The sequence below is a fragment of the Niallia yueguangensis genome, from assembly GCF_052663115.1.
In genome coordinates this window covers 72,504-93,908 of the sequence record NZ_JBQTCX010000013.1, presented here as the reverse complement: position 1 = coordinate 93,908, position 21,405 = coordinate 72,504, and the positions used below count along the sequence as shown (strand labels likewise).

19 protein-coding genes and 1 pseudogene are annotated in these 21,405 nt (G+C 35.4%); 15 read left to right on the top strand and 5 right to left on the bottom strand.

Annotated features, from left to right (window positions below):
• Window positions 1-319: 319 nt before the first annotated feature.
• On the top strand, window positions 320-1,603 hold the full coding sequence (locus tag ACTYA4_RS13535) for a M48 family metallopeptidase (protein ID WP_443482289.1): 1,284 nt from the start codon (window positions 320-322) through the stop codon (window positions 1,601-1,603).
• Window positions 1,604-1,864: 261 nt separating this feature from the next.
• Here ACTYA4_RS13535 and ACTYA4_RS13530 read toward each other — a convergent pair whose 3' ends face one another.
• Window positions 1,865-2,320 (bottom strand): NUDIX hydrolase, encoded by a 456-nt coding sequence (locus ACTYA4_RS13530; protein WP_443482360.1) that lies wholly within the window; start codon window positions 2,318-2,320, stop codon window positions 1,865-1,867.
• A 103-nt stretch (window positions 2,321-2,423) separates the two neighbouring features.
• Here ACTYA4_RS13530 and ACTYA4_RS13525 point away from each other — a divergent pair, with 103 nt between their 5' ends.
• The 4 genes from ACTYA4_RS13525 (at window position 2,424) to dat (ending at window position 6,703) form a co-directional block, all read left to right on the top strand.
• Window positions 2,424-3,134, top strand: coding sequence for an ABC transporter ATP-binding protein (locus ACTYA4_RS13525; RefSeq protein WP_443482290.1), 711 nt, complete (start codon window positions 2,424-2,426; stop codon window positions 3,132-3,134).
• A complete protein-coding gene (locus tag ACTYA4_RS13520) occupies window positions 3,127-4,269 on the top strand; it encodes an ABC transporter permease (RefSeq protein WP_443482291.1) in 1,143 nt (380 codons plus the stop codon). The genes ACTYA4_RS13525 and ACTYA4_RS13520 overlap by 8 nt, the downstream gene beginning before the upstream one ends.
• An 88-nt stretch (window positions 4,270-4,357) precedes the next feature.
• Window positions 4,358-5,773: a dipeptidase PepV gene (gene pepV / locus ACTYA4_RS13515; RefSeq protein ID WP_443482292.1), complete on the top strand. Its 1,416-nt coding sequence runs from the start codon at window positions 4,358-4,360 to the stop codon at window positions 5,771-5,773.
• Between the two features lie 72 nt (window positions 5,774-5,845).
• Window positions 5,846-6,703 (top strand): D-amino-acid transaminase, encoded by an 858-nt coding sequence (gene dat / locus ACTYA4_RS13510; protein ID WP_443482293.1) that lies wholly within the window; start codon window positions 5,846-5,848, stop codon window positions 6,701-6,703.
• Window positions 6,704-6,873: 170 nt separating this feature from the next.
• Here dat and ACTYA4_RS13505 read toward each other — a convergent pair whose 3' ends face one another.
• Together ACTYA4_RS13505 and cysK are read right to left on the bottom strand one after the other, a co-directional pair.
• Entirely contained in the window at window positions 6,874-7,506 is a 633-nt protein-coding gene (locus tag ACTYA4_RS13505; RefSeq protein WP_443482361.1) for a vWA domain-containing protein, read from the bottom strand.
• A 616-nt stretch (window positions 7,507-8,122) separates the two neighbouring features.
• Window positions 8,123-9,049: a cysteine synthase A gene (gene cysK, locus ACTYA4_RS13500; protein ID WP_443482294.1), complete on the bottom strand. Its 927-nt coding sequence runs from the start codon at window positions 9,047-9,049 to the stop codon at window positions 8,123-8,125.
• A gap of 286 nt (window positions 9,050-9,335) precedes the next feature.
• Between cysK and thpR the strand changes: the two genes are divergently transcribed.
• From thpR to ACTYA4_RS13480, 4 genes are all read left to right on the top strand, one after another.
• Window positions 9,336-9,896, top strand: coding sequence for an RNA 2',3'-cyclic phosphodiesterase (thpR, locus tag ACTYA4_RS13495; RefSeq protein ID WP_443482295.1), 561 nt, complete (start codon window positions 9,336-9,338; stop codon window positions 9,894-9,896).
• A gap of 33 nt (window positions 9,897-9,929) precedes the next feature.
• Window positions 9,930-10,913: a nuclease-related domain-containing protein gene (locus ACTYA4_RS13490; protein ID WP_443482296.1), complete on the top strand. Its 984-nt coding sequence runs from the start codon at window positions 9,930-9,932 to the stop codon at window positions 10,911-10,913.
• A 689-nt stretch (window positions 10,914-11,602) separates the two neighbouring features.
• Complete coding sequence (pulA, locus tag ACTYA4_RS13485; RefSeq protein ID WP_443482297.1) at window positions 11,603-13,753, top strand: type I pullulanase; 2,151 nt, start codon at window positions 11,603-11,605, stop codon at window positions 13,751-13,753.
• Window positions 13,754-14,229: 476 nt separating this feature from the next.
• Entirely contained in the window at window positions 14,230-15,003 is a 774-nt protein-coding gene (locus ACTYA4_RS13480; RefSeq protein ID WP_443482298.1) for a phosphotransferase, read from the top strand.
• On the opposite strand, the gene ACTYA4_RS13475 is transcribed toward ACTYA4_RS13480, so the two are convergent.
• Entirely contained in the window at window positions 15,004-15,282 is a 279-nt protein-coding gene (locus ACTYA4_RS13475) for a YtzH-like family protein (RefSeq protein WP_443482299.1), read from the bottom strand.
• A gap of 305 nt (window positions 15,283-15,587) precedes the next feature.
• Here ACTYA4_RS13475 and ACTYA4_RS13470 point away from each other — a divergent pair.
• The 4 genes and pseudogenes from ACTYA4_RS13470 to ACTYA4_RS13455 all read left to right on the top strand — a co-directional run.
• A pseudogene (locus ACTYA4_RS13470) lies at window positions 15,588-15,689 on the top strand (IS607 family transposase); the annotation flags it as partial.
• Between the two features lie 47 nt (window positions 15,690-15,736).
• Window positions 15,737-16,855 (top strand): RNA-guided endonuclease InsQ/TnpB family protein, encoded by a 1,119-nt coding sequence (locus ACTYA4_RS13465; RefSeq protein WP_443482300.1) that lies wholly within the window; start codon window positions 15,737-15,739, stop codon window positions 16,853-16,855.
• Between the two features lie 163 nt (window positions 16,856-17,018).
• Window positions 17,019-17,657: a tRNA (guanosine(46)-N7)-methyltransferase TrmB gene (trmB, locus tag ACTYA4_RS13460; RefSeq protein ID WP_443482301.1), complete on the top strand. Its 639-nt coding sequence runs from the start codon at window positions 17,019-17,021 to the stop codon at window positions 17,655-17,657.
• 86 nt (window positions 17,658-17,743) lie between these two features.
• A complete protein-coding gene (locus ACTYA4_RS13455; RefSeq protein ID WP_443482302.1) occupies window positions 17,744-18,595 on the top strand; it encodes a YtnP family quorum-quenching lactonase in 852 nt (283 codons plus the stop codon).
• 373 nt (window positions 18,596-18,968) lie between these two features.
• Here ACTYA4_RS13455 and ACTYA4_RS13450 read toward each other — a convergent pair whose 3' ends face one another.
• Window positions 18,969-19,286 carry a PepSY domain-containing protein gene (locus ACTYA4_RS13450; RefSeq protein WP_443482303.1) on the bottom strand — a complete coding sequence of 106 codons (318 nt, stop codon included), beginning with the start codon at window positions 19,284-19,286 and terminating at the stop codon, window positions 18,969-18,971.
• A 318-nt stretch (window positions 19,287-19,604) separates the two neighbouring features.
• Between ACTYA4_RS13450 and ACTYA4_RS13445 the strand changes: the two genes are divergently transcribed.
• Both ACTYA4_RS13445 and ACTYA4_RS13440 read left to right on the top strand, forming a co-directional pair.
• A complete protein-coding gene (locus ACTYA4_RS13445) occupies window positions 19,605-20,675 on the top strand; it encodes a M42 family metallopeptidase (RefSeq protein ID WP_443482304.1) in 1,071 nt (356 codons plus the stop codon).
• A gap of 19 nt (window positions 20,676-20,694) precedes the next feature.
• Entirely contained in the window at window positions 20,695-21,213 is a 519-nt protein-coding gene (locus ACTYA4_RS13440; protein WP_443482305.1) for a DUF84 family protein, read from the top strand.
• Window positions 21,214-21,405 lie beyond the last annotated feature (192 nt).

Below are 21,405 nucleotides of genomic sequence, written 5' to 3'. Positions count from 1 at the left end.
TTCGACAGGCTAATAGTGAACACAATAGAATGTCAAATCCTTAGTATCATTGTACCCTTATTTTGTGATTAATTCTACATCATTTGCTGAAATTTACAAAATATTTGCTTTAAATGGTCTGGTTTGTATGTATTTAGGGCTGTAGCACCCCAGCTTCTGTGTTCTACTAATATTCATATGGTACATACTATGGGATTTATAAGGTGTTTATGCGCAAATAGTCGTCAATTGCTACTATTTTCCTGTATTCTGATAATTTCCTTTAAACATAAAGGCTTATCTATTATAATCAAAAAGACTTTACAGCAGGAGGGGATACATGTTGAATAATATAAAAAAAGAAAATCTAGTTTACAAAAAAGAAAATATATATTTTGCTATTATTCTATTAATTAGTATTTCTGGATATATATTTTTATTATTTTCTGTTATTGGGATAGTGATTATCTTATTATTGGCAGTTTTATCTTTATTTTTTCATGGCATTATGCTAGGGGGAATTAGAAGAAACGGCGTAAAATTAGGAGAAAATCAATTTCCTGATCTCTATGAAAAGGCGGTTAAAACAGCAAAAGATTTAGGGTTAGAAAAAATGCCGGATATTTATATTCTTGAATCAGAAGGAATACTAAACGCATTTGCTACAAAGTTTTTCAGAAAAAATATGGTAGTCTTATATGCAAGCATTTTTGAATGTATAGAAAAAGATGCGGAGAAGGAAGTATTATTTGTTCTTGCACATGAGTTTACTCATTTAAAACGAAAACATATACAAATGGGCTTTTTTGTTTTGCCTGCTTTATGGATACCGTTTTTAGGAAATGCCTATTTACGTGCGTGTGAATATACATGTGATCGAACGGCTGCCTATTATGTACAATCATATGAGGCAGCAAAAAATGCATTAACAATGCTTGCTATTGGACCTGAAGTGTATAAAAAAGTGAATAAACAAGCGTATATGGAGCAATTGGAAAACGAAAGCGGTTTTTTTACATGGTTTCATGAAAAATTGTCCACTCATCCGCATTTACCTAAACGGATATACGCTATTGAAAGCTTCTACAATTTCAACGAAGGACAAGTTTTAAAAGAACCAAAAAACGGGGTCATAAGAGGGATTATTTTATTTGTTATTGCTTTGCTTCTATTCATTGGTTTAGTTGCCGGTGCATTAAAATTGGTGAAGAAGTTAGACTTATTTTCGATGCTTAATGATTATGAAACCTCATTTGAGGAGACAGAAACTCCTGATTATGATGCTATCGTGGAAAGCGGAACGGTCAATGAAAAAGATGCAGATGGATGGACTCCATTACATTACGCTGTAAATTCATATGATGCGGATGCTGTTCAATATCTTCTGGAGAACGGTGCAAACCCAAATATAAAAGATGAATATTTAGGCAGTACTGTTTTACATGATGCTGTGTACAATTACGAAGGAGATACGGAAATTATTACTCTTTTATTAGAAAATGGTGCAGATATTAAAATAGAGGATATTGATGGCTACAGCGCACTTGAATATGCGGAAGAAACGGGTGACAACGAGTTAATACAAATATTAAAACAGTATAGCGATTCGAAAGAAAAGAATTAGTAGAAATAAAGAGGTTGTCCCCTTGTAAAGTGGGATAACCTCTTTTTATTTATGGCTGTTTTCGTATAGATTGTTGCTTTTAAATTCGCAGCCTGAATACACTTCGCTTTCCGTGGGCGAGCGTCGAGCCTCCTCGTCGCATACGCTCCTGTGGGGTCTCGTCTTTCTCGCATTCCCACAGGAGTCTACGTGTATTCAGTCTGCTGAGTACTTCTTCTCCAATTTTTCATGTGAAAAACAACAAACTTTGAGAAAACAGCCTTATTTATTTAGAGAAAAATAATCTTTTAAAAACTGGCGGTGGCTTTTAACCATTTTTTCCGGTAATTCGTCTTGGGCAAAATAAGTTAAATCTATTGCCTCCTCTTTATTTAGCTGCAGAGAACCGCTGTATGTATTGGTGTAATAGGCAGCTGTGACAGAATAAAAAGGATCGCCATTTGCGGCAACGGTATAATATTGTTTTCCAGAATATACTTGCAGTAATTGTAGGCCAGATACTTTTAATCCTGTTTCCTCATACACTTCTCTTATCGCCGTTTCTTCTGTTGATTCTCCAGGTTCCATTAGTCCGCCAGGAAGCCCCCAAACTCCATGTGGATGTGTTCGCTGCTGTAACAAGATTCTCTTTTTTTCGTCTAAAATAATAACAACTGATCCGACAAGAATGACGGGCATTTTCCCGATTAATTTTCTTAATTGTTTAATATAATCCAATCCATTCATTCCTTTCCCCCTCTTTTGTCATATTTTACATAAAAAAAGGAATTTTTAAAACTTTTTTGAATGTAATTCGTATATAAACGGAGGGGGGATATAAGTGAAAGTATTGAATGTAAACATTAACAAGGCTGGTTATGAAGGAAATAAAGATATCATTCATAACATTAATTTTGAATTGCAAAAAGGAGAACTGGTCGGATTAATTGGTTCAAATGGCGCCGGAAAAAGCACGACGATAAAAGGCATGCTTGGGCTATTAGCCCATATGGATGGAAAAATAGATATAATGGACCATACATACAGCTATATACCAGAAAGGCCAGTATTTTATGATGAATTAACGTTATGGGAGCACTTAGACTTTATCGCTGCTGTAGAAAAGTTAGAGGACGCAGCCTATCGAACGGATGCAGAACGATTATTAAAAAAGTTTTCGTTGCAGGACCATATCCATCAATTTCCGCAAACTTTTTCAAAAGGAATGCAGCAAAAAGCAATGCTTGTGCTGGCATTCATTACAAAACCGGACTTTTACATCATTGATGAACCATTTATGGGATTAGATCCAATGGCAATGAAGCTGCTATTGGAATATATACAAGAAGAAAAAAACAGGGGTGCTGGCATTATTATGTCCACACACGTACTGGATACAGCAGAGAAAATTTGTAATCGGTTTTTAATGATTCATAATGGAGCAATCGTTGCCAATGGAACACTGAGTGACTTTAGAGAAACATGTGGACTGGAAGATGCTTCTTTATTTGATTGCTTTCATCATATTGCGGGAGAGCCAGTCCATGAATAGTTTTCACCTTTTTTTCAGTCGTTTTAGGAAAAATAGTCGCTATCAATACAATGTGATAAAAAGAATTATGGATTGGACGATTATTCTTTACCTTGTTGTTCCATCCGTTGTCATTTTTGCATTTATTTACCGATCGTGGTGGAAAGCTACGCCATCATGGATGGAAAGTATTTTATTACCATTAGTTTTTTTGTTTTTTTATTGTTTTACTTGGTTTGGAAAAATCCGTACATTTGTACTTGAGGCAGACAAAGTTTTTTTAATAAAGGATTCCCAGCTTTTTTATGGAATAAAAAAATGGGGCTATTTGTATTCCTGCTTGACGAATTTTATTGGAACGGCAGTATTCATCTGTTTATTCCTTCCTTATTTTGTTGTTGTTTCTCATTGGAGCTTGATACAAGCAGTACAACTTTTGCTCGCCGTGTATATTGTAAGGTTATGGATTATCCTTTTTAAGCTGTTTCTTTTACGGATAAGAAATAAATTTTTGAATATTGTCTGCACCATTTTTGCTTTTTTTATTGGACTGTCTATTTGGAATATATTTATTTCATTTCATCCAATCGTGTTATTGCTGCTATTAATGATGTTTATTTTTCATCCAATCTTGTATTTTTATCAAATAAAAAGAAAGAGCTCCTTTGATCAGGAAGTAGTAGAGGAGAAAAAAGCAAAATTAGGATTTACTTCACTGATTTTACAGCTTTCTATGCAGGTGGAGAAACCTTCCTATTCTACGAGGGAAAAACCATTTTTTAATCGGAATTCGCGGAGAATATTTAAAAAACGTACCGGTGTTACAGGGTTTTTAGAATTATTTATAAAAGTGTTGATTCGCAATCCTTCCTATTGGTTTAGTTATATTCAAATTATTTCTTCTTTATCAGTAGCGATGGTTCTGCTGCCTGTTTTATGGTTGAAAATAAGTATTTTCTTTTTCTTTATTATCATTTTATCGATTTGGTGTCATACAATTTGGGAAAAGATAATGAATGCAACACCTATTTTTAACAGATATAAAAACGAAGATAGTTATTATGTTGCAAAAAAATGGGCAAGCACCTTATTAACGGTATTAGCAATTTTGATTGGACTGTTCTTTTTTTATTGCAGAACGTTTTTGTTTTTTTGACCGTTGATAAAGCGCTCATTTCACTTAACAATCGATTTGTGGTATGTTTACTGAATTGTACTCGAAAACCTTATTTTAGGAGGATAAAATGAATACGATAGATTGGTCAAAAGAAGTAAATAGTCGAAAAGATAATTTAATAAAAGATTTACAAGGGCTGCTGCAAATCAAAAGTGTGTTAGATGAAGAGAATGCGACAGAAGAAGCACCGCTGGGAGTTGGCGTAAAACAAGCATTATCTTATTTGCTTGAATTAGGAAAAAAAGATGGTTTTGAAGTAAAAAATGTAAAAAATCTTGCTGGGCATGTGCAATTTGGTACAGGGAAAGAAAGTTTAGGCATTCTTTGTCATGTCGATGTTGTTCCAGAAGGTGATGGCTGGACAAGTAATCCGTTTGCTGCAGAAATACGTGATGGGAAAATATATGCGAGAGGCGCATTGGATGATAAAGGTCCTACAATGGCAGCATATTATGCGATGAAAATAGTAAAGGAATTAAATCTTCCTATAAAGAAAGAAGTCAGGATGATTATTGGCACGGATGAAGAAAGTGAATGGCGTTGTGTAGATGCTTATTTTCAAGAGGAAAAAATGCCGACAATGGGGTTCGCACCAGACGCTGATTTTCCGATTATTTTTGCAGAAAAAGGTATTGCTGATTTTGATATTGTGCAAGTTCGAGAAAAGGCAGAGCTGGAAAAAGAAGCATTGATAGAAGTTATGTCATTTAGTGCTGGAAGAAGATATAATATGGTGCCAGATTATGCAAAAGCGGTTTTACATAGCAAAAATAAACAGGAAGTGATCCAGCGTTTTCATGACTATTTAACAGAGCAAAATGTCACAGGTCGTGATATGGTTGAGAACGGTGAATTGATACTAGAGATGGATGGAGTTTCCGCACATGGTTTAGAGCCTGACAATGGGGTGAATGCAGGGTTGAAGCTTGCTGCATTTCTAGCGGCATTATCTCTTGATGAAAAGGCTGCACCTTTTTTTACTATTCTTGCTGATTACTTTACAGACGAAACAAGAGGGAGTAAATTAGGAATAGCGTTTCACGATGATATAACAGGGGATTTAACGATAAATGTTGGGAAATTGCATTATACAAATGAAAACGGTGGAAGATTAGGTCTTTCCTTACGCTATCCAGTCACAAATAATATGGACGAAACAAAACGTTATCTCGATGAATTATTAGATAGAGATGGATTTTCGATTGAACATTATTCAAATTCAAAACCGCATTATGTCGAAAAAGACTCGCAGTTAATTAAAACTTTAAGCAAGGTCTATGAGGAACAAACGGGTGAAGAAGCGGCATTAATATCAATTGGTGGAGGAACGTATGCCCGTTCTTTAGAAAAAGGTGTAGCATTTGGACCACTTTTTCCGAATAGAGAAGATATTGCCCATCAAAAAGATGAGTACATGTATATTGAGGATATCGTAAAAGCAACCGCTATTTATGCTCAAGCAATATATGAATTGGCTAAATAAGGTGAAACTACTATCAGTGAGGGTCTTGCTGTCAAGAGTAGAATACATCTAGAGACTAAAGGGGGAGAGAGAATGAGTACTGTATTAATGAATGGAGTATTTATTCCAAGAGAAGAAGCAAAAGTAGATATAGAAGATCGAGGTTATCAATTTGGGGATGGAATCTATGAAGTGATTCGTGTTTATAATGGCAAAATGTTTACTGCTAAAGAACATTTTGAGCGATTGCAAGCAAGCTGTGAAAAAATTAATATTCCAATTTCTTTTACTGTCGATAATTTAACGTTTTTATTAGAGGAGTTAATAAAAAGAAATGCTTTACATAATGGGATTATTTATATGCAATTTACAAGAGGAACTAGTCCAAGAAATCATGCGTTTCCAACAAAGGAGATTGCACCAACTTTTGTTGCTTATACAAAAGAATTAAACCGTCCTGTAACTAATTTAAGCAATGGTGTTACGGCAATTACTGTAGAAGATATTAGATGGTTTCGATGTGATATTAAAAGTTTAAATTTACTTGGAAATATCATGGCAAAACAAAAAGCGGCAGAAGCCGGTTGTTTTGAAAGCATTCAATACCGTGATTTAACGGTAACAGAAGGAAGCTCCTCGAATATATGGGTTGTAAAAGATCAAGTGATTCGAACACATGAAGCAAATCAATATATCTTAAACGGAATTACAAGACAAAAAATCGTGGAAATATGCCAAAAACAAGGAATGGAAGTAAAGGAAGAAGCTTTTTCTATTGAAGATTTAATCGACGCAGATGAAGTGTTTCTTTCCAGTACAACTTCAGAAGTAACGCCGATCATAACGATAAATAATGTTCCCGTGGCAACTGGTGAAGTAGGAGAAATAACTAGAAGATTGCAAGATTATTTCAAAGAAGAAATTATAGCACAATGTGGAGAGTTAGAATAATAATTCAGTAAGCTTTATTGGATTTTAAGAAAAATGTCCTTCATCAGAGTGATGAAGGACAAATCTTCATTCGAGTTTTTCGGTGATTTGTGGGTGAAAAAACTTGTGAATGAACAAGTGATTTATTTTTGTAATTCCTGATTTTCCCCCCACAAGTAACCCCATTTTAATTATAAGAGGATGTTTTTTTCATTTGCTTCTTTTATCCATGCTGGAAATTCATTTAATAATTTATCATACAATTCGTTATCTTGAATCTTTTCTATATCTTCTATATGAAAAAAATTAGCATTATCCACATAGCGCCCTTCCATTGTATCGAGTTTTTCGAATACTTCAAAATTACTGTTTCCTATACCGACAAATTGCCAAAATATAGCTTTATCAGAAGAAGAAACAATTGGTTTTTTAATCGTACGTTTACAGCCGCCATCATTAATAAATACGATAAATGCCGGATCCGGACTTCTATCGTCTACTGTGTATTTTGCAATAACATCTTCCATTACTGGAGGCTCATCATTGCGTCCAAATTTATGAATAAGTGGATTATTCAGTATATAAGTATTAACATAGTCTGTAAAATCTAATTCTGTAACTGGTTTTAAACGGGAATATTCGTTATCATATACCCAGACATCAAGAGAACCATCATCATCAAACTGACTTGCTACTGCTAAAATTCGTTCTACAACCTTTTGAACCGTTCCATTCTTATAAAGTGATCGCATCGAACCGGAAATATCCAAAACTAGTCCAACTCTCGCTTTTACATGTTGTAGCTTCTTTTTTTCCAAAACGATTGTAGCAGAAGTTTACTCTTTTTTATTTATAAGGCTATTTTAAAGCTCATTGTTGATTTTGGCACTATGTTGATTGGAGTGGAAGGCGTGAGACTCCTGCGGGAAAAGCGAGTCAGAGGGAGACCCCACAGGCGGACAGTGAGGTCACTGAAAAAGTGGATGCTATAAAATATAGGTAGTGACAATTCAAGCAACTCAGAGGTTTTCGTTCGGTTTTCCGAGGCTTACCACACGCTTTCCGCGGGGCGAGCGCCAAGCCTCCTCGTCGCTTTGCTCCTGTGGGGTCTCGCCTGTCTCGCTAATCCCGCAGGAGTCGTGCGGACGCCTCTCCTAACCAACATGATGGTCGTTTTCAAACTCTCTATACCAATTTCCCCCTAATAAATTTAAGTGTTTCACCTATAATTTATATAATAAAACACTTTTTCAGTGGCCTCCGCACAGTGCCGAGGAGGCTCCCGGACCGCCCGCGGAAAGCGAACGCCTGGAGCGGAAATCAACAGGCAAGTTTAACAGAGCCATTTATAAAAAAGAATTTTAATTGAGAAAAGTCGTTAATTTTCTTAGGAAGGTTTAATTATTCTTTTTTGTTTGTTAAAAAAATTGGAGAAATCCATTACATAAACACATCACTCGATAAATACCTTTCTCCTGTATCACATACGATAAAAACAACAATATCTTCTGGAGACAGTGTTTTGGCAACTTCTGCTGCGGCAAAACAAGCAGCACCTGAAGAAGGGCCAACTAAAATTCCTTCCTCTTTTGCTAGTCTTTTTGTATACTCATACGCCTCTTCATCTTTAATTAAATGAATTTTATCATAAACATTTTGATTTAATATTTCTGGAATAAACCCTGGGCTTGTACCAACAAGTTTATGAAGTCCCGGTTTTCCGCCGGATAATACAGGAGAGCCAGCAGGTTCTACAACATGAACCGAAAGCTCTGGATAATGTTCTTTTAAAACTTCTCCAGTTCCTGTAATTGTTCCGCCAGTCCCTGCTGTTGCAACAAAGGCAGCCAGCGGTTTCTTTAATTGTTCCATCGCTTCGATAATTTCTACAGCAGTAGTATGTCGATGAGCGTCTGGGTTATGTACATTATTAAACTGCATCGGGACAAAGCTGTTTGGAATCTCTTTTGCTATTTGCAAAGCTTTTTTGATAGAGCCAGGCATTTTTTCGTCACCAGGAGTTAAAACAACTTCCGCACCGTATGCTTTTAAAATATTTATTCTTTCTTTTGTCATCGTATCCGGCATCACAAGAATGGCTCGATATCCTTTTGCTGCTGCATTCATGGCAAGACCAATGCCTGTATTGCCGCTTGTAGGTTCAATAATCGTTGCTCCAGGCATTAATTTTCCTTCTTTTTCTGCTTCGGCAATCATATGATAGGCTGCCCGATCCTTTACACTTCTGCTTGGGTTGAAATATTCTAGCTTTGCATAAATGCTTGCACCCCCTTCTTTTCCAATAGAGTTCAGTTTTACTAATGGAGTATTGCCGATTAATTGAGCGATATTTTCATAAATTTTCATGATAAGCTTCCTTTCCTTTAAAAATATAAAGTAGCAGAGCATTAGAAATGCGTGTTTTGATACATCCATAAATAGACGAATAGAGAAAAAACTACTAAAATCATAGTTACAGTTAAAGGAAAACGCCCTTTAACCATTAATATAGTTATGGCTGATGTTAATGATAAAAAATAAAGCAACGATTAAAGGATTAAAATAAACGATAATGGATATATAATAGCATTATAACTTGTGCACTAAATGAACGATATGAATAATGTGAAGAAAATAAAGGAAAGGTGTTTATATGTCTAAACAGCCTCATTATTTTATAGCAGTGATTTTGCCTTCAGAAGTAAAAGAAAAAATAAATGAAGCGAAAGAAGAATGGCAGCGTTCTTTTCCCTTTAAGAAGTGGGTACACCCATCTGATTATCATCTTACCTTAGCTTTCCTAGGATCTTCTTCTATGGAGCAATTGCAAACTTTAATCAATCTGACCAATAAGCAAATTCAATCAAAACAAGCATTTTATTTACAGATTCATAAATTAGGGATTTTCGGGAATCCAAATAAACCAAAAATATTTTGGTTAGGGGTAAACGAGAGCAAACCATTACATATGCTAAGAAACGATGTATATGATGTATGCAAAAGTGCTGGATATATATTAGAATCAAGAGCCTTTCATCCACACATTACATTAGCAAGAAAATGGAGTGAAGGAGATTTTCCTAAGCAATTGCTAGACGAAGAAGCTCTTTCTCTAGAGAAAGAATTATTATTTGAAGTGAAAAGCATTCAGCTATTCCAAACACATCTTGACAAAGTTCCGAAATACGAGGCCATTCATACTTTTAACTTTTAAAAAAAGAAGGTGGACAGCAAAGGGGGAAAAGGGTTGGCACAGTTAATCAAACTAAAAGATTATATTTCGCGATATGAACAAAATATTATTGTCTATCCATCACGGTTTGTTCGTCTAAAAAAGCAAAAATGGGAAGGGGTAAAAACTTCCTTTGAAGCAGGAGAACGAGCGTCTGAATATGTAGAAGAACCTTCTCTAATTGGAGCAAAATCGAATGAAGAAAAAACATCTATTTTCTCAAAGCTAAAAGGAATTATGAAAAGAAATACAAACGCCGATGAATGGTTGGAAAAAAGAGAAATAAAAGAAAATCAACTAGAGGAATTAGAAGAAGATGAGTTGGCATTTGATTATCAACCAAATAATTATTTTGCACCAAAAAATATTGAAGAAGTAAAAAGGCAATTTTTAAATCAACTTTTTCAATTTCAAATGAAATGGGCAAGTTCGACATTAACAGAAAAATCGATAGTAAAAAAAGAAATGTACTATGACGAAGTATTAAAATATTATCTGCAACGATTTCCAGATACATATTTAGTCCTTTATAAGCCAGTATTTTTACTGCAGCAAGCTCCAGTTGAGTTGGATACCATTATTATTACACCTACGGAAATATGGTGCATTACACTGCTAGAAGCAGAAGATTCAGCTGTTTTTGTTGGTTCTAATGAAAAGTTCTGGACAAAAAAAAGGGAAGAAAATGAGAAAAAAATCCTTAGTCCTGTCATAACTATTAACAGAACGGAAAAGATTATAAAAAGCATTTTAAAAAAATACGACATTCATTTACCTGTACAAAAAGCGATTCTTTCAAGAAATGGCTATATTGATTATCCAATGTCTCCATTTGATATAAAAACCATTGAAAAACGCAATTATGATGAGTGGTTTCAAATGATGCGCAACAATCGCTCACCGATAAAAGCCATCCAGCTAAAAACAGCAGAAAGTCTATTGCATCATTGCTTAACAACTTGTATGAAAAGATATGAGTGGGATAGTAGTGAAGAGTAAAGTTTGAAGGGACTTTTTTTGGCAAGCAGAAACTGCAGGAAACAGGGCAGAATCTACATTACTAAAAGCTGTTTTCTCAAAGTTTGTTGTTTTTTACGTAAAAAAATGGGAGAAGAAGTACTCAGCAGGCTGAATACACGTAGACTCCTGTGGGAATGCGAGAAAGACGAGACCCCACAGGAGCGTATGCGACGGCACTGAAAAAGTGTTTAATTAGATAAATTATAGGTGAAACACTTAAATTTATTAGGGTAAAAATGGTATAGAGAGTTTGAAAACGACCATCATTTTGGTTAGGAGAGGCGTCCGCACGACTCCTGCGGGATTAGCGAGACAGGCGAGACCCTGCAGGAGCGTAGCGACGAAGCGGCTCGGCGCTCGCCCCGCGGAAAGCGTGTGGTAAGCCTCGGAAAAACGAACGAAAACTTCTTCGTTGCTTGGATTGTCATTACCTATATTTTATAGCATTCACTTTTTCAGTGGCCTCAGCGTATGCGACGAGGAGGCTTGACGCTCGCCCACGGAAAGCGAAGTGTATTCGGGCTGCGAGTTTAAAAGCGACAATCTACACGAAAACAGCCTTACTAAAAAACAGTAGTCTTTCTCCTAAGAGGAAAAACTAAACAGAAAAAATTCGGTTTTTGTTCCAATATGAAGAATTTAGGTTATATCTAAAGGAGTTGAAGCTGTTGTTATCGATAAAGCGTACATTTTTTGCTTATTTAGATGAACTAACCAGTATTACGATTTTACTTCCTTATTCTTATCACAGCGGCGAATCAACCTGTTTTTTCCTAATAGAGGACAATAGAAAAATCTCCATATCTATTGAATCAAAAGAAAGCATAAAGGACTTTTTGAAATACATATGCAAAGTTCCGGTTAATGTTGAGATAGGGAAAAACTATGTGATTGAAGATGAACATAAAGGAAAGACAGATTTACAGGTTGGTGCGGTTATTCGAACAAAGGAATTTGATGAACTTTTTTATTATTCTGGACCTTTAGGTGTAGATTATTCTCCTGATAAATGTGATTTTTCTTTATGGGCTCCCACCGCTCAACAAGTAAAATTAATCATCCAAGACCCACAAAAAACAGTTGATGAAAGAAAAGAAATAGACATGATTCGAATAGAAAAGGGAGTGTGGACGACTACTGTTGCGGAACAATTGGAGGGCTTTTATTACACTTATCTCGTTCTGATCAATTTAGAATGGAGAGAAGCGGTTGATCCATATGCAGTTGCAGTCAGTGCGAATGGATTAAAAGGGGCAATTGTTGATTTGTCAAAAACAATGAGAATAAAGCCAAGCTTACCTCCATTAACACACATAGTCGATAGTGTTATATACGAAACACATATCAGGGATTTTACGATTCATGCAAACAGTGGCGTTCAAATGAAAGGAACTTATCTCGGAGCGGCAGAACTGCATACAACAACGGATGCAGGTGACATAACAGGACTTTCTTATGTGAAGGAGCTAGGTGTTACACATATAGAGTTTCTTCCTGTTCATGATTTTGAAGAGATCGATGAACTTAAAGACGTAAAAGAATACAATTGGGGCTATAATCCATCCCATTACAATGTGCCCGAGGGCAGCTATTCGCTGAATCCCCACAATCCTTATGCTAGAATTGATGAATTAAAAACGATGATTCAAGTAGTTCAGCAACAAGGATTAAGAGTCATCTTAGATGTGGTGTATAATCATGTGTACAAAAAAGAAGAGTCTTCTTTCGAAAAAATCGTTCCCGGCTATTTCTTCCGCTATGATGCATTTGGCATGCCCTCGAATGGAACGGGAGTAGGAAATGACATCGCATCAGAGCGGTTAATGGTAAGAAGGTTTATCGTGGATTCAGTACGGTATTGGTTGGAGGAATACAAGGTAGACGGACTTCGATTTGATTTAATGGGTATTTTGGATATTGCAACGATGAACCAAATTCGTAAGCTTTGTGATCAGTATGATGCAAATTTCTTAATAATTGGCGAAGGGTGGAATTTACAAACCGCTCTGCCAGAATCGCAAAAAGCGATTATTCTTAATCAAAAAGAACTGCCTCGTATTGCACAATTTAACGATCGATTCAGAGATAAGATAAAGGGAAGCACGTTTCAATTAGGTCATAAAGGGTTTGCTTTAGGTGGAGTGGAACAAAACATCGATGAATTATTGTCTGGCAGTATTGGTCTTTTGCGTCCTTTAGATGGTCTCTTCTCAGAACCGGATCAAACGGTTAATTATGTCGAGTCACATGATAATCACACATTATGGGATAAAATTAATATTTCTTTTCCAGATTTGTTAGAGGAAAAAAAGCAGAAAAAACATCGATTAGCGACTACCCTTGTGCTGCTAAGTCAAGGAATTCCTTTTTTACACAGTGGCCAAGAATTTTTCCGTACAAAACAAGGAGTGGAAAATAGTTATCAATCACCAGATAATATTAATCAGTTAGATTGGGATCGAATGATAAGGTACCGAAAAAATGTGGAGTATATAAAAGGGATTATTGCATTTAGAAAAGCGAATAGTGCCTTTCGTATGCAGACAGCTGAACAAATAAGAAAGCATATAAAAATTTCCCAAACGTCTAATGACGTGATCGAATATAAATTAGAGAATATAGAGAAATTTAGTTATTGGAAAGAAATCATTGTCTATATTAATGCAAATGATAACGAAGTCCAATGCCCTGCCCCATCTGGAAAATGGAAAAAGCTGATAGAAGACGAAAGAGTATATGATCATAATCCGATGGAAATAGATGAAAAGATCATTATTTATCCTATTAGCGTTACAGTAATTGGAAAATTATCATCTTAAATAAAAAGAAATTTTTGAAAAATAATATTAAATAACAGATTCACTTGACTATAAAATGAAAAAAGAGATAATATTTAAAGTGATAGCTATTGTTTTCAGTTACTGATTGAATAGCTGTTTTTTTACTTTTATTCATAAAAAAGATGATTAATCATGGATGACATAGTGTAATTTTACTTATTGATGATGTATAAAATGGTGCTTTATAGTGCGTATTCAAAAAAGAGGTAAACAGAGCGGAGAAGGTCGAGGTGTGGAAGTCATAAGCTTCGAGCGTAGGTGGTACATTGACGAGGACTGAAGTGCCACTGGATGAAGAGATGTGCAAGCTTGGGTTCCTGGACTTTTTGAACAACCTCTTAATAAGACACACCATTTTTGTTTGTTCTTCCTACAACATAGGGTACAAAAGATTCAAACAGGGATTCCTTAACCCTATCAAACTAGGGAGCATAATATATAGTAGGTGAACAATTTTGGAACATTTATTAGGACAAGAATGGAAAATAACCCCTGCAGGCGGAGAAACAGGTGAAGCATTTTTTGCCCAAAATAAAGGACAAAAATTATTTTTAAAGAGAAATTCATCTCCTTTCTTAGCTGTGTTATCTGCAGAAGGAATTGTCCCAAAACTTGTTTGGACAAAGAGGTTTGAAAATGGAGATGTATTTACAGCTCAACAGTGGCTTATTGGCAGAGAGTTTAGTCATTCTGATATGACGGATGAACGGGTAGCGATGCTGTTAAAAAAAATTCATACTTCTAAGCCGTTATTAGAGATGTTAAAAAGACTCGGTAAAACATCTCTGCTGCCAAGCATGATTTTTGCAGTGATTAATGCGGAGTTAGATGAAGAACTTTTAAATCAGCCTATCATTAGCGAATCCATCCATTATTTAGAAAGAAATTTGCCTTTTATGAAAATGGAAGAGCATGTTGTTTGTCATTGTGATGTAAATCATAACAACTGGCTGCTGTCAGAAGACAACCAGTTGTATTTGATTGATTGGGATGGAGCTATGATTGCAGATCCGGCGATTGATGTAGGGATGCTGCTGTATTGGTATATTCCGAAAGAAAAATGGGAAGATTGGTTGACGAAATATGGATATGAGCTAAACGAGCAGTTGCTGCTTAGAATGAAATGGTATGTTGTTGCTCAAACACTTAACTCTATTCAATGGTATAAAAAGAAAGCTCGCTTTACGGAAATGGAAAAATGGATTCAGTTCTTACATGATATGGATTAATTAAGATAATGCATTAATATTATCTACCCATTGTGAAAGCTGTCCTTGGTAAGAGCCAATATGATCATTAATATTGGAAGATTGAATTCCTTTTTGACTGTATTGATGGATTTCTTCCAATGTTGGAAGAATGTTTTGATCGATATTTCCATTTTCTTTTAAAGAAGTAATGAGTCTTTCTAATTGTTCACATTCGGAAACAGATCCGCAACAATCAGATTGATGATTATTTAAAATATCTTTTAATAAATTTATTTGATCTTCATGATTGATTGGCATGCTTTAAACACCCTTTCTGCAGGTTCATATAAAATGGGTTGCAAATTCAAATTTACGAGTAAAGGAATTCACTTATAGGTTGTGAATTCTTTTTTTCTTTATACTTTTTTATTATTTGTAAAATTATCCTTGCTTATTTTAATGGGGAAAAAAAGGGACTTGCATGAAACTTAGAAGCATGTTATTGTTTGAACGATAAGTGGAAGAAGGCAAAAGAACAGTTAAAGGTAGTTTATAAAAGTTCATAAAAACTTCTTATTTTATTATATTCTTTATTTTTATAATAAAACTAAGAGGTGATATAAATGAGATACTATTCAATAGATGAGTTTACTAAATGGATAGGAAAAACAGCACAGACATTAAGTAAATGGGATAAACAAAATACTTTCAAACTACATCATGTGATAGAAGGGGATTGTACCATTAGTTTAAAACAAGAAGTTGATGGAAAGTGATCCTTGCAAAGAAAATAAGGATAAAACCAACTAAGAAGCAGGAACATCAGCTTTGGAATTCAGCAGGAACAGCTCGTTGGGCGTATAACTGGACATTAGGGAAACAAGAAGAACATTATAAGAACGGTGGTAAATTTATATCTAATGATACCCTGCGTAAAGAATTGACTGTTTTAAAACAAACGGAAGAATATGCTTGGTTGTATGATGTATCAAATAATATTACAAAACAAGCAATTAAAGATGCTTGTGATGCGTATAAGAAATTCTTTAATAATCAAGCAAATAAACCACGTTTCAAAAGCAGGAAGAAATCAAAACCATCTTTTTATAATGACCCTATCAAGTTAAAAGTCAAAAAGAATAAAGTATTAATTGAAAAAGTTGGCTGGATTAAAACATCTGAACTTTTGCCAATAGGTGTAAAGTACTTCAACCCAAGAATCAATTTTGATGGTAAGTACTGGTATCTGTCTGTAGGGATGGAAGAAGAAACACAACCAACAGAATTAACAGATGTTTCACTTGGAATTGATGTAGGTGTAAAAGAACTAGCAGTATGTTCAGATGGTAGAAAATTTAAAAGTATTAGCAAAACAAAAGCAGTAAAGAAGGCAGAGAAACGCCTTCGCAGGTTACAGCGTCAAGTTTCTCGGAAATATGAGATGAATAAGGAGGGAGACCGTTTCGTCAAAACCAGCAACATTATAAAAATCGAAAGGAAAGTGCGGAACCTATATAGAAGATTATCGAATATCAGAACCAATCATCTTCATCAAACGACAAACGATATCGTGAAAACCAAACCATATCGAATTGTAATGGAAACCTTGAATATTAAAGGAATGATGAAGAATAAATATTTGGCAGAAGCGATTGCCAAACAAAGCTTATACGAATTCAAACAGCAAATCCAGTATAAATGTGAGAAGCATGGCATTGAATTTGTGGAGGCTGATAAATGGTATCCATCTTCTAAAATGTGTTCATGTTGTGGAAGTGTTAAAAAAGACCTAAAGCTATCTGACCGAGTGTATCAATGTGATTGTGGTCTTATAGTGGATAGGGATTTGAATGCATCTATCAACTTGTCACATTATCAATTAGCAAATTAACACCAAAACGTTACTTGCTAATATGTAGGGTTCGTTGTATCCGAATTTACGCCCTCAGAGTGTCATATCAAACGAAAGTAGCTTCGGCAAAATTGGGCACGAAGAACAGGGAAATAAACAAACTTTATAGATTTTTATAAGGTTTTGGCAACGGAGAGTCAAAATGCGATTAAGACATAAACCATGGGCGAAGGACAAGCTAAGTTCATATCCACAATATGTTGTCCAAAATCCTGAAGAAAATAAAGGGAAATGGCAACATATTTTTGAACAAGAAGGACCCATTCATATAGAGGTTGGAACAGGAAAAGGCCGTTTTATCAGCGAAATGGCAAAAGCAAATCCAACAGTTAATTATATCGGAATTGAATTACAGGAAAGTGTCATTGTATCTGCGTTAGATCGATTAATTGAAGCAGATGTACCTAATGTCAAATTAATGAATAGCAATGCAGCTGATTTAACCACATTTTTTGCTGATGGAGAAGTAGACCGTGTTTATTTAAATTTCTCTGATCCTTGGCCAAAAACAAGGCATGAAAAAAGAAGATTAACGTATAAAACATTTTTAAAAACATATGAAGAAATTCTTGTCAAAAATGGAGAAATTCATTTTAAAACAGATAATCAAGGGTTGTTTGAGTATTCATTACAAAGTTTTTCAGAATATGGTTTATTGTTGAAGTATATTAGTCTTGATCTTCATCGAAGTGATTTCGAAGCGAATATTATGACGGAATATGAAGAGAAATTTTCTAATAAAGGAAATAGAATATATCGAAGTGAAGTTCAATTTCAATAAATAATTAGTATTAGATGGACGGGTACCTTTTATAGATACTCGTTTTTTTATTGGGTATAATGAAAACGAATGGAGGGAGACTAAATATGGATTCTTTACAATTAGATACGATTACATTAACTTGGTTAAATGGTGGAAATACGGGGATGGATGGTGGTGCAATATTTGGTGTCGTACCAAAACCGTTATGGTCTAAAAAGTATACATATAATGAAAAAAATCAAGTGGAAATTCGAACAGATCCGATTTTTGTCTTATGGAATGGGAAAAACTTTTTAATTGATGCAGGAATCGGAAAAGGCAAATTAACAGAAAAACAGCTTAGAAATTACGGAGTAACAGAAGAGTCAGAACTGGAAATAGAATTACAAACATTGGGGCTTGTTCCTGAAGATATTGATTATGTCCTAATGACACATATGCATTTTGATCATGCATGTGGATTGACCACTTTAAAAGGTGAATCTTATACATCAACATTTCCTCATGCGAAAATTATTACTTCTGCAAAAGAATGGAACGAAATGAAAAATCCGAATATTCGTTCAAAAAATACGTATTGGGAACAAAACTGGAAAGCGATTGAACATCAAGTAGAAACCTTTGAAAAAGAATGGACATTTGGCCCGTTTCAGCTTATCCATACGGGCGGACATAGTGATGGCCACTCCATACTAATCATTAAGGATGAGAAACAAATCTGTTTACATATGGGAGACATATTGCCGACACATGCCCATCAAAATGTACTATGGGTAACAGCATATGATGATTATCCATTGGATTCTATCAGCCAAAAACAAAAATGGATAAAATGGGGAGTGGAACAAAAAGTTTGGTTCACTTTTTATCATGATGCTGTATATCGTGCATTGAAGTGGGATGTTGATGGGAAAATTGCAGACAGTTTTTTAATAAATAGCAAAATGTCGAAATGATTATTTGAAATAAAAAATAGTTCTTTTTTTAGAATTAGGCTACCATGAAAAGAAGTTCCGCAGTGTGAATACACTACGCTTCTTGCTTAGCGAGCGTCGAGCCGCTTCGTCGCTACGCTCCTGCAGGGTCTCGTCTGTCTCGCTTTCCCGCAGGAGTCTTCGTGTATTCACGCTGCTCTGCGCTATAAATGTGAAGACTGCTTCTTTCCATGCGCCATGGTGCGAATTTTATTAGCATGGGTGTCTTACCTTAAAAATAAACCCTATTAAAAGCTTCGCATTGCTGCACTCTTGAAGGGTCTCGCCTGCTTCGCTTTCCCGCAGGAGTCGAGCGAACGCTTCTCCAAACAAAAAAAAGAGCTGTTTTTTATTCTTAGTCAGTAATCGGATGATAATCCAGAATACGACCTGTTTTACTGTCGGCAATAAATTCAATCTGTTCCACTCCATTTTGTTTCTTTGTGGTAATGCCGCCTTTATACACATAGTAAGAAGCATTAGCTTGTTCATAAAGTTCCTTTTGCATATTAATCCAAGAACCTGTAATTGGAGCTTGCTCTTTCCATTGTTTTTTTACCATATTTAAAACATCATCGCTAGAAAGGGAATTGTTTTTTGCGACTACTTCTGTTGCAATATAAGCAGTCGTGATGCCGACTCCAATTCCTGCTAAAAAAGACTTCCAGTTCATTATGATATTCCCTCCATTTCCCTTCTTTTATTATAGCCAAAATTGTATAGACAAGTGAATAAAACAATAAAAATCATATATGCTATTGGTCTAAAAAAGCAAATAGTGGTAACCAATTTAATATTTCGGTAAAATAAAGGATAACTTCCTACGGTTACTAAAAATAGAATAACCTTTTTTAAAAAGCTAAGAAGGATAAAATTTTTCAACTTAGCTAACTGTCTAGCTTCGGCGCTGAGCAAGGCGCATGCACTTTTCTGACTCATCATAGTTTAAAAAGATATACATAAAAATCATAGGAAAGAAGGAGCTGTAAAGATGAATGAACAAACTTTAGAGTTATTTCGAACGTTAACGGAACTGCGAGGTGCTTCTGGAAATGAGCATGAAGTTCGCCATTTTATGCGTGAACAATTAAGTTTGTACAGCGATGAAATTATTCAAGATAAACTTGGTAGTATTTTTGGCGTCAAAAAAGGAAAAGAAGACGATCCAACAGTAATGGTAGCAGGGCATATGGACGAGGTTGGATTTATGGTAACCTCTGTTACAGATAACGGCATGCTGCGTTTTCAGCCTTTAGGGGGATGGTGGAATCAAGTATTATTAGCACAGCGAGTGCAAGTAATGACTTATAACGGACCAATTATAGGGGTTATTGCATCTATTCCTCCCCATCTTTTAGATGAAGCACAGCGCAATAAACCGATGGAAATAAAAAATATGTTAATTGATATTGGGGCAGATGATAAAGAGGATGCATTATCGATTGGCATTAAACCAGGGCAGGCAGTTTTGCCGATTTGTCCTTTTACTCCGTTGGCAAATAAAAAGAAAATTATGGCGAAAGCATGGGATAATCGTTATGGTTGCGGTCTTGCGATTGAATTGCTGAAGGAGCTGCAAGGAGTAGATCTACCGAATAATTTATATTCTGGTGCGACTGTTCAAGAAGAGGTTGGCCTAAGAGGTGCTCAAACTGCAGCAAACATGATTAAACCAGATATATTTTACGCATTAGATGCCAGTCCTGCAAATGATACATCTGGGGATAAAAAGCAGTTTGGCCAGCTTGGAAAAGGTGTACTTCTTCGTATATTTGATCGAACAATGGTAACGCATAAAGGAATAAGAGAATTTGTTTTGGATACGGCAGAAAGTAATGATATCCCATATCAATATTTTGTTTCACCAGGTGGTACGGATGCAGGAAGAGTGCATCTGTCTAATGAAGGGGTTCCAAGTGCTGTAATTGGAATTTGCTCTAGATATATACATACAAGTGCATCTATTATTCACATTGATGATTATGCCGCGGCAAAAGAATTATTAATCAACCTTGTAAAATCAACCGATAAAGCAACAGTCGATTCAATTATATCGCTGTAATAAAGTGGAGAAATGAAAGATGAAAATATGTATAGGTACAAAAAATCCTGCAAAAGTGTCTGCAGTAAAGGAAGGTTTTCAATCATATGAAGATACGACTTTCCTTGCATTAAATATTTCTTCTGGTGTAAGGGAACAGCCGTTTTCGGATGAAGAAACGATTCAAGGAGCGATAAATAGAGCCAAAGGCGCAGTTCTTGAAGGGAATGGCGATGTTGGCATCGGCTTGGAAGGTGGTGTGCATCGCACAAAGGATGGTTTGCTTTTATGCAATTGGGGAGCGCTTGTTACAAAAGAGGGGCAGTCCTTTATAGTTGGAGGTGCACGATTGCCTCTGCCTAGTGAATTGGCGGAATATTTATTGGCAGGAGAAGAATTGGGGCCGGTTATGGATCGATATGCCAATAAGCATAATGTCCGTCATCATGAGGGTGCTATTGGAATTTTAACAAATGGAAAAGTCTCGCGTACTTCCATGTTTTTGCATGTCATTCATGTATTAATTGGACAGTATGAATATTTTAAACATAAAAAATAAGGTTAAAGAGAGAAGGCTGTCCAATTTGGACAGCCTTTGTTGCATAATCAATGATTTTTGCGTTTTATCTTTGGAGGAAAGCTTTATTTTTAGTGGAAATAAGCTTTTTTAAAGCGGATAAGAAATTTATTTTTTTTGGCGAAAAACTTGTCATACTATCATAGTCAGAATCGTTTTGTAAATTAAAATGAT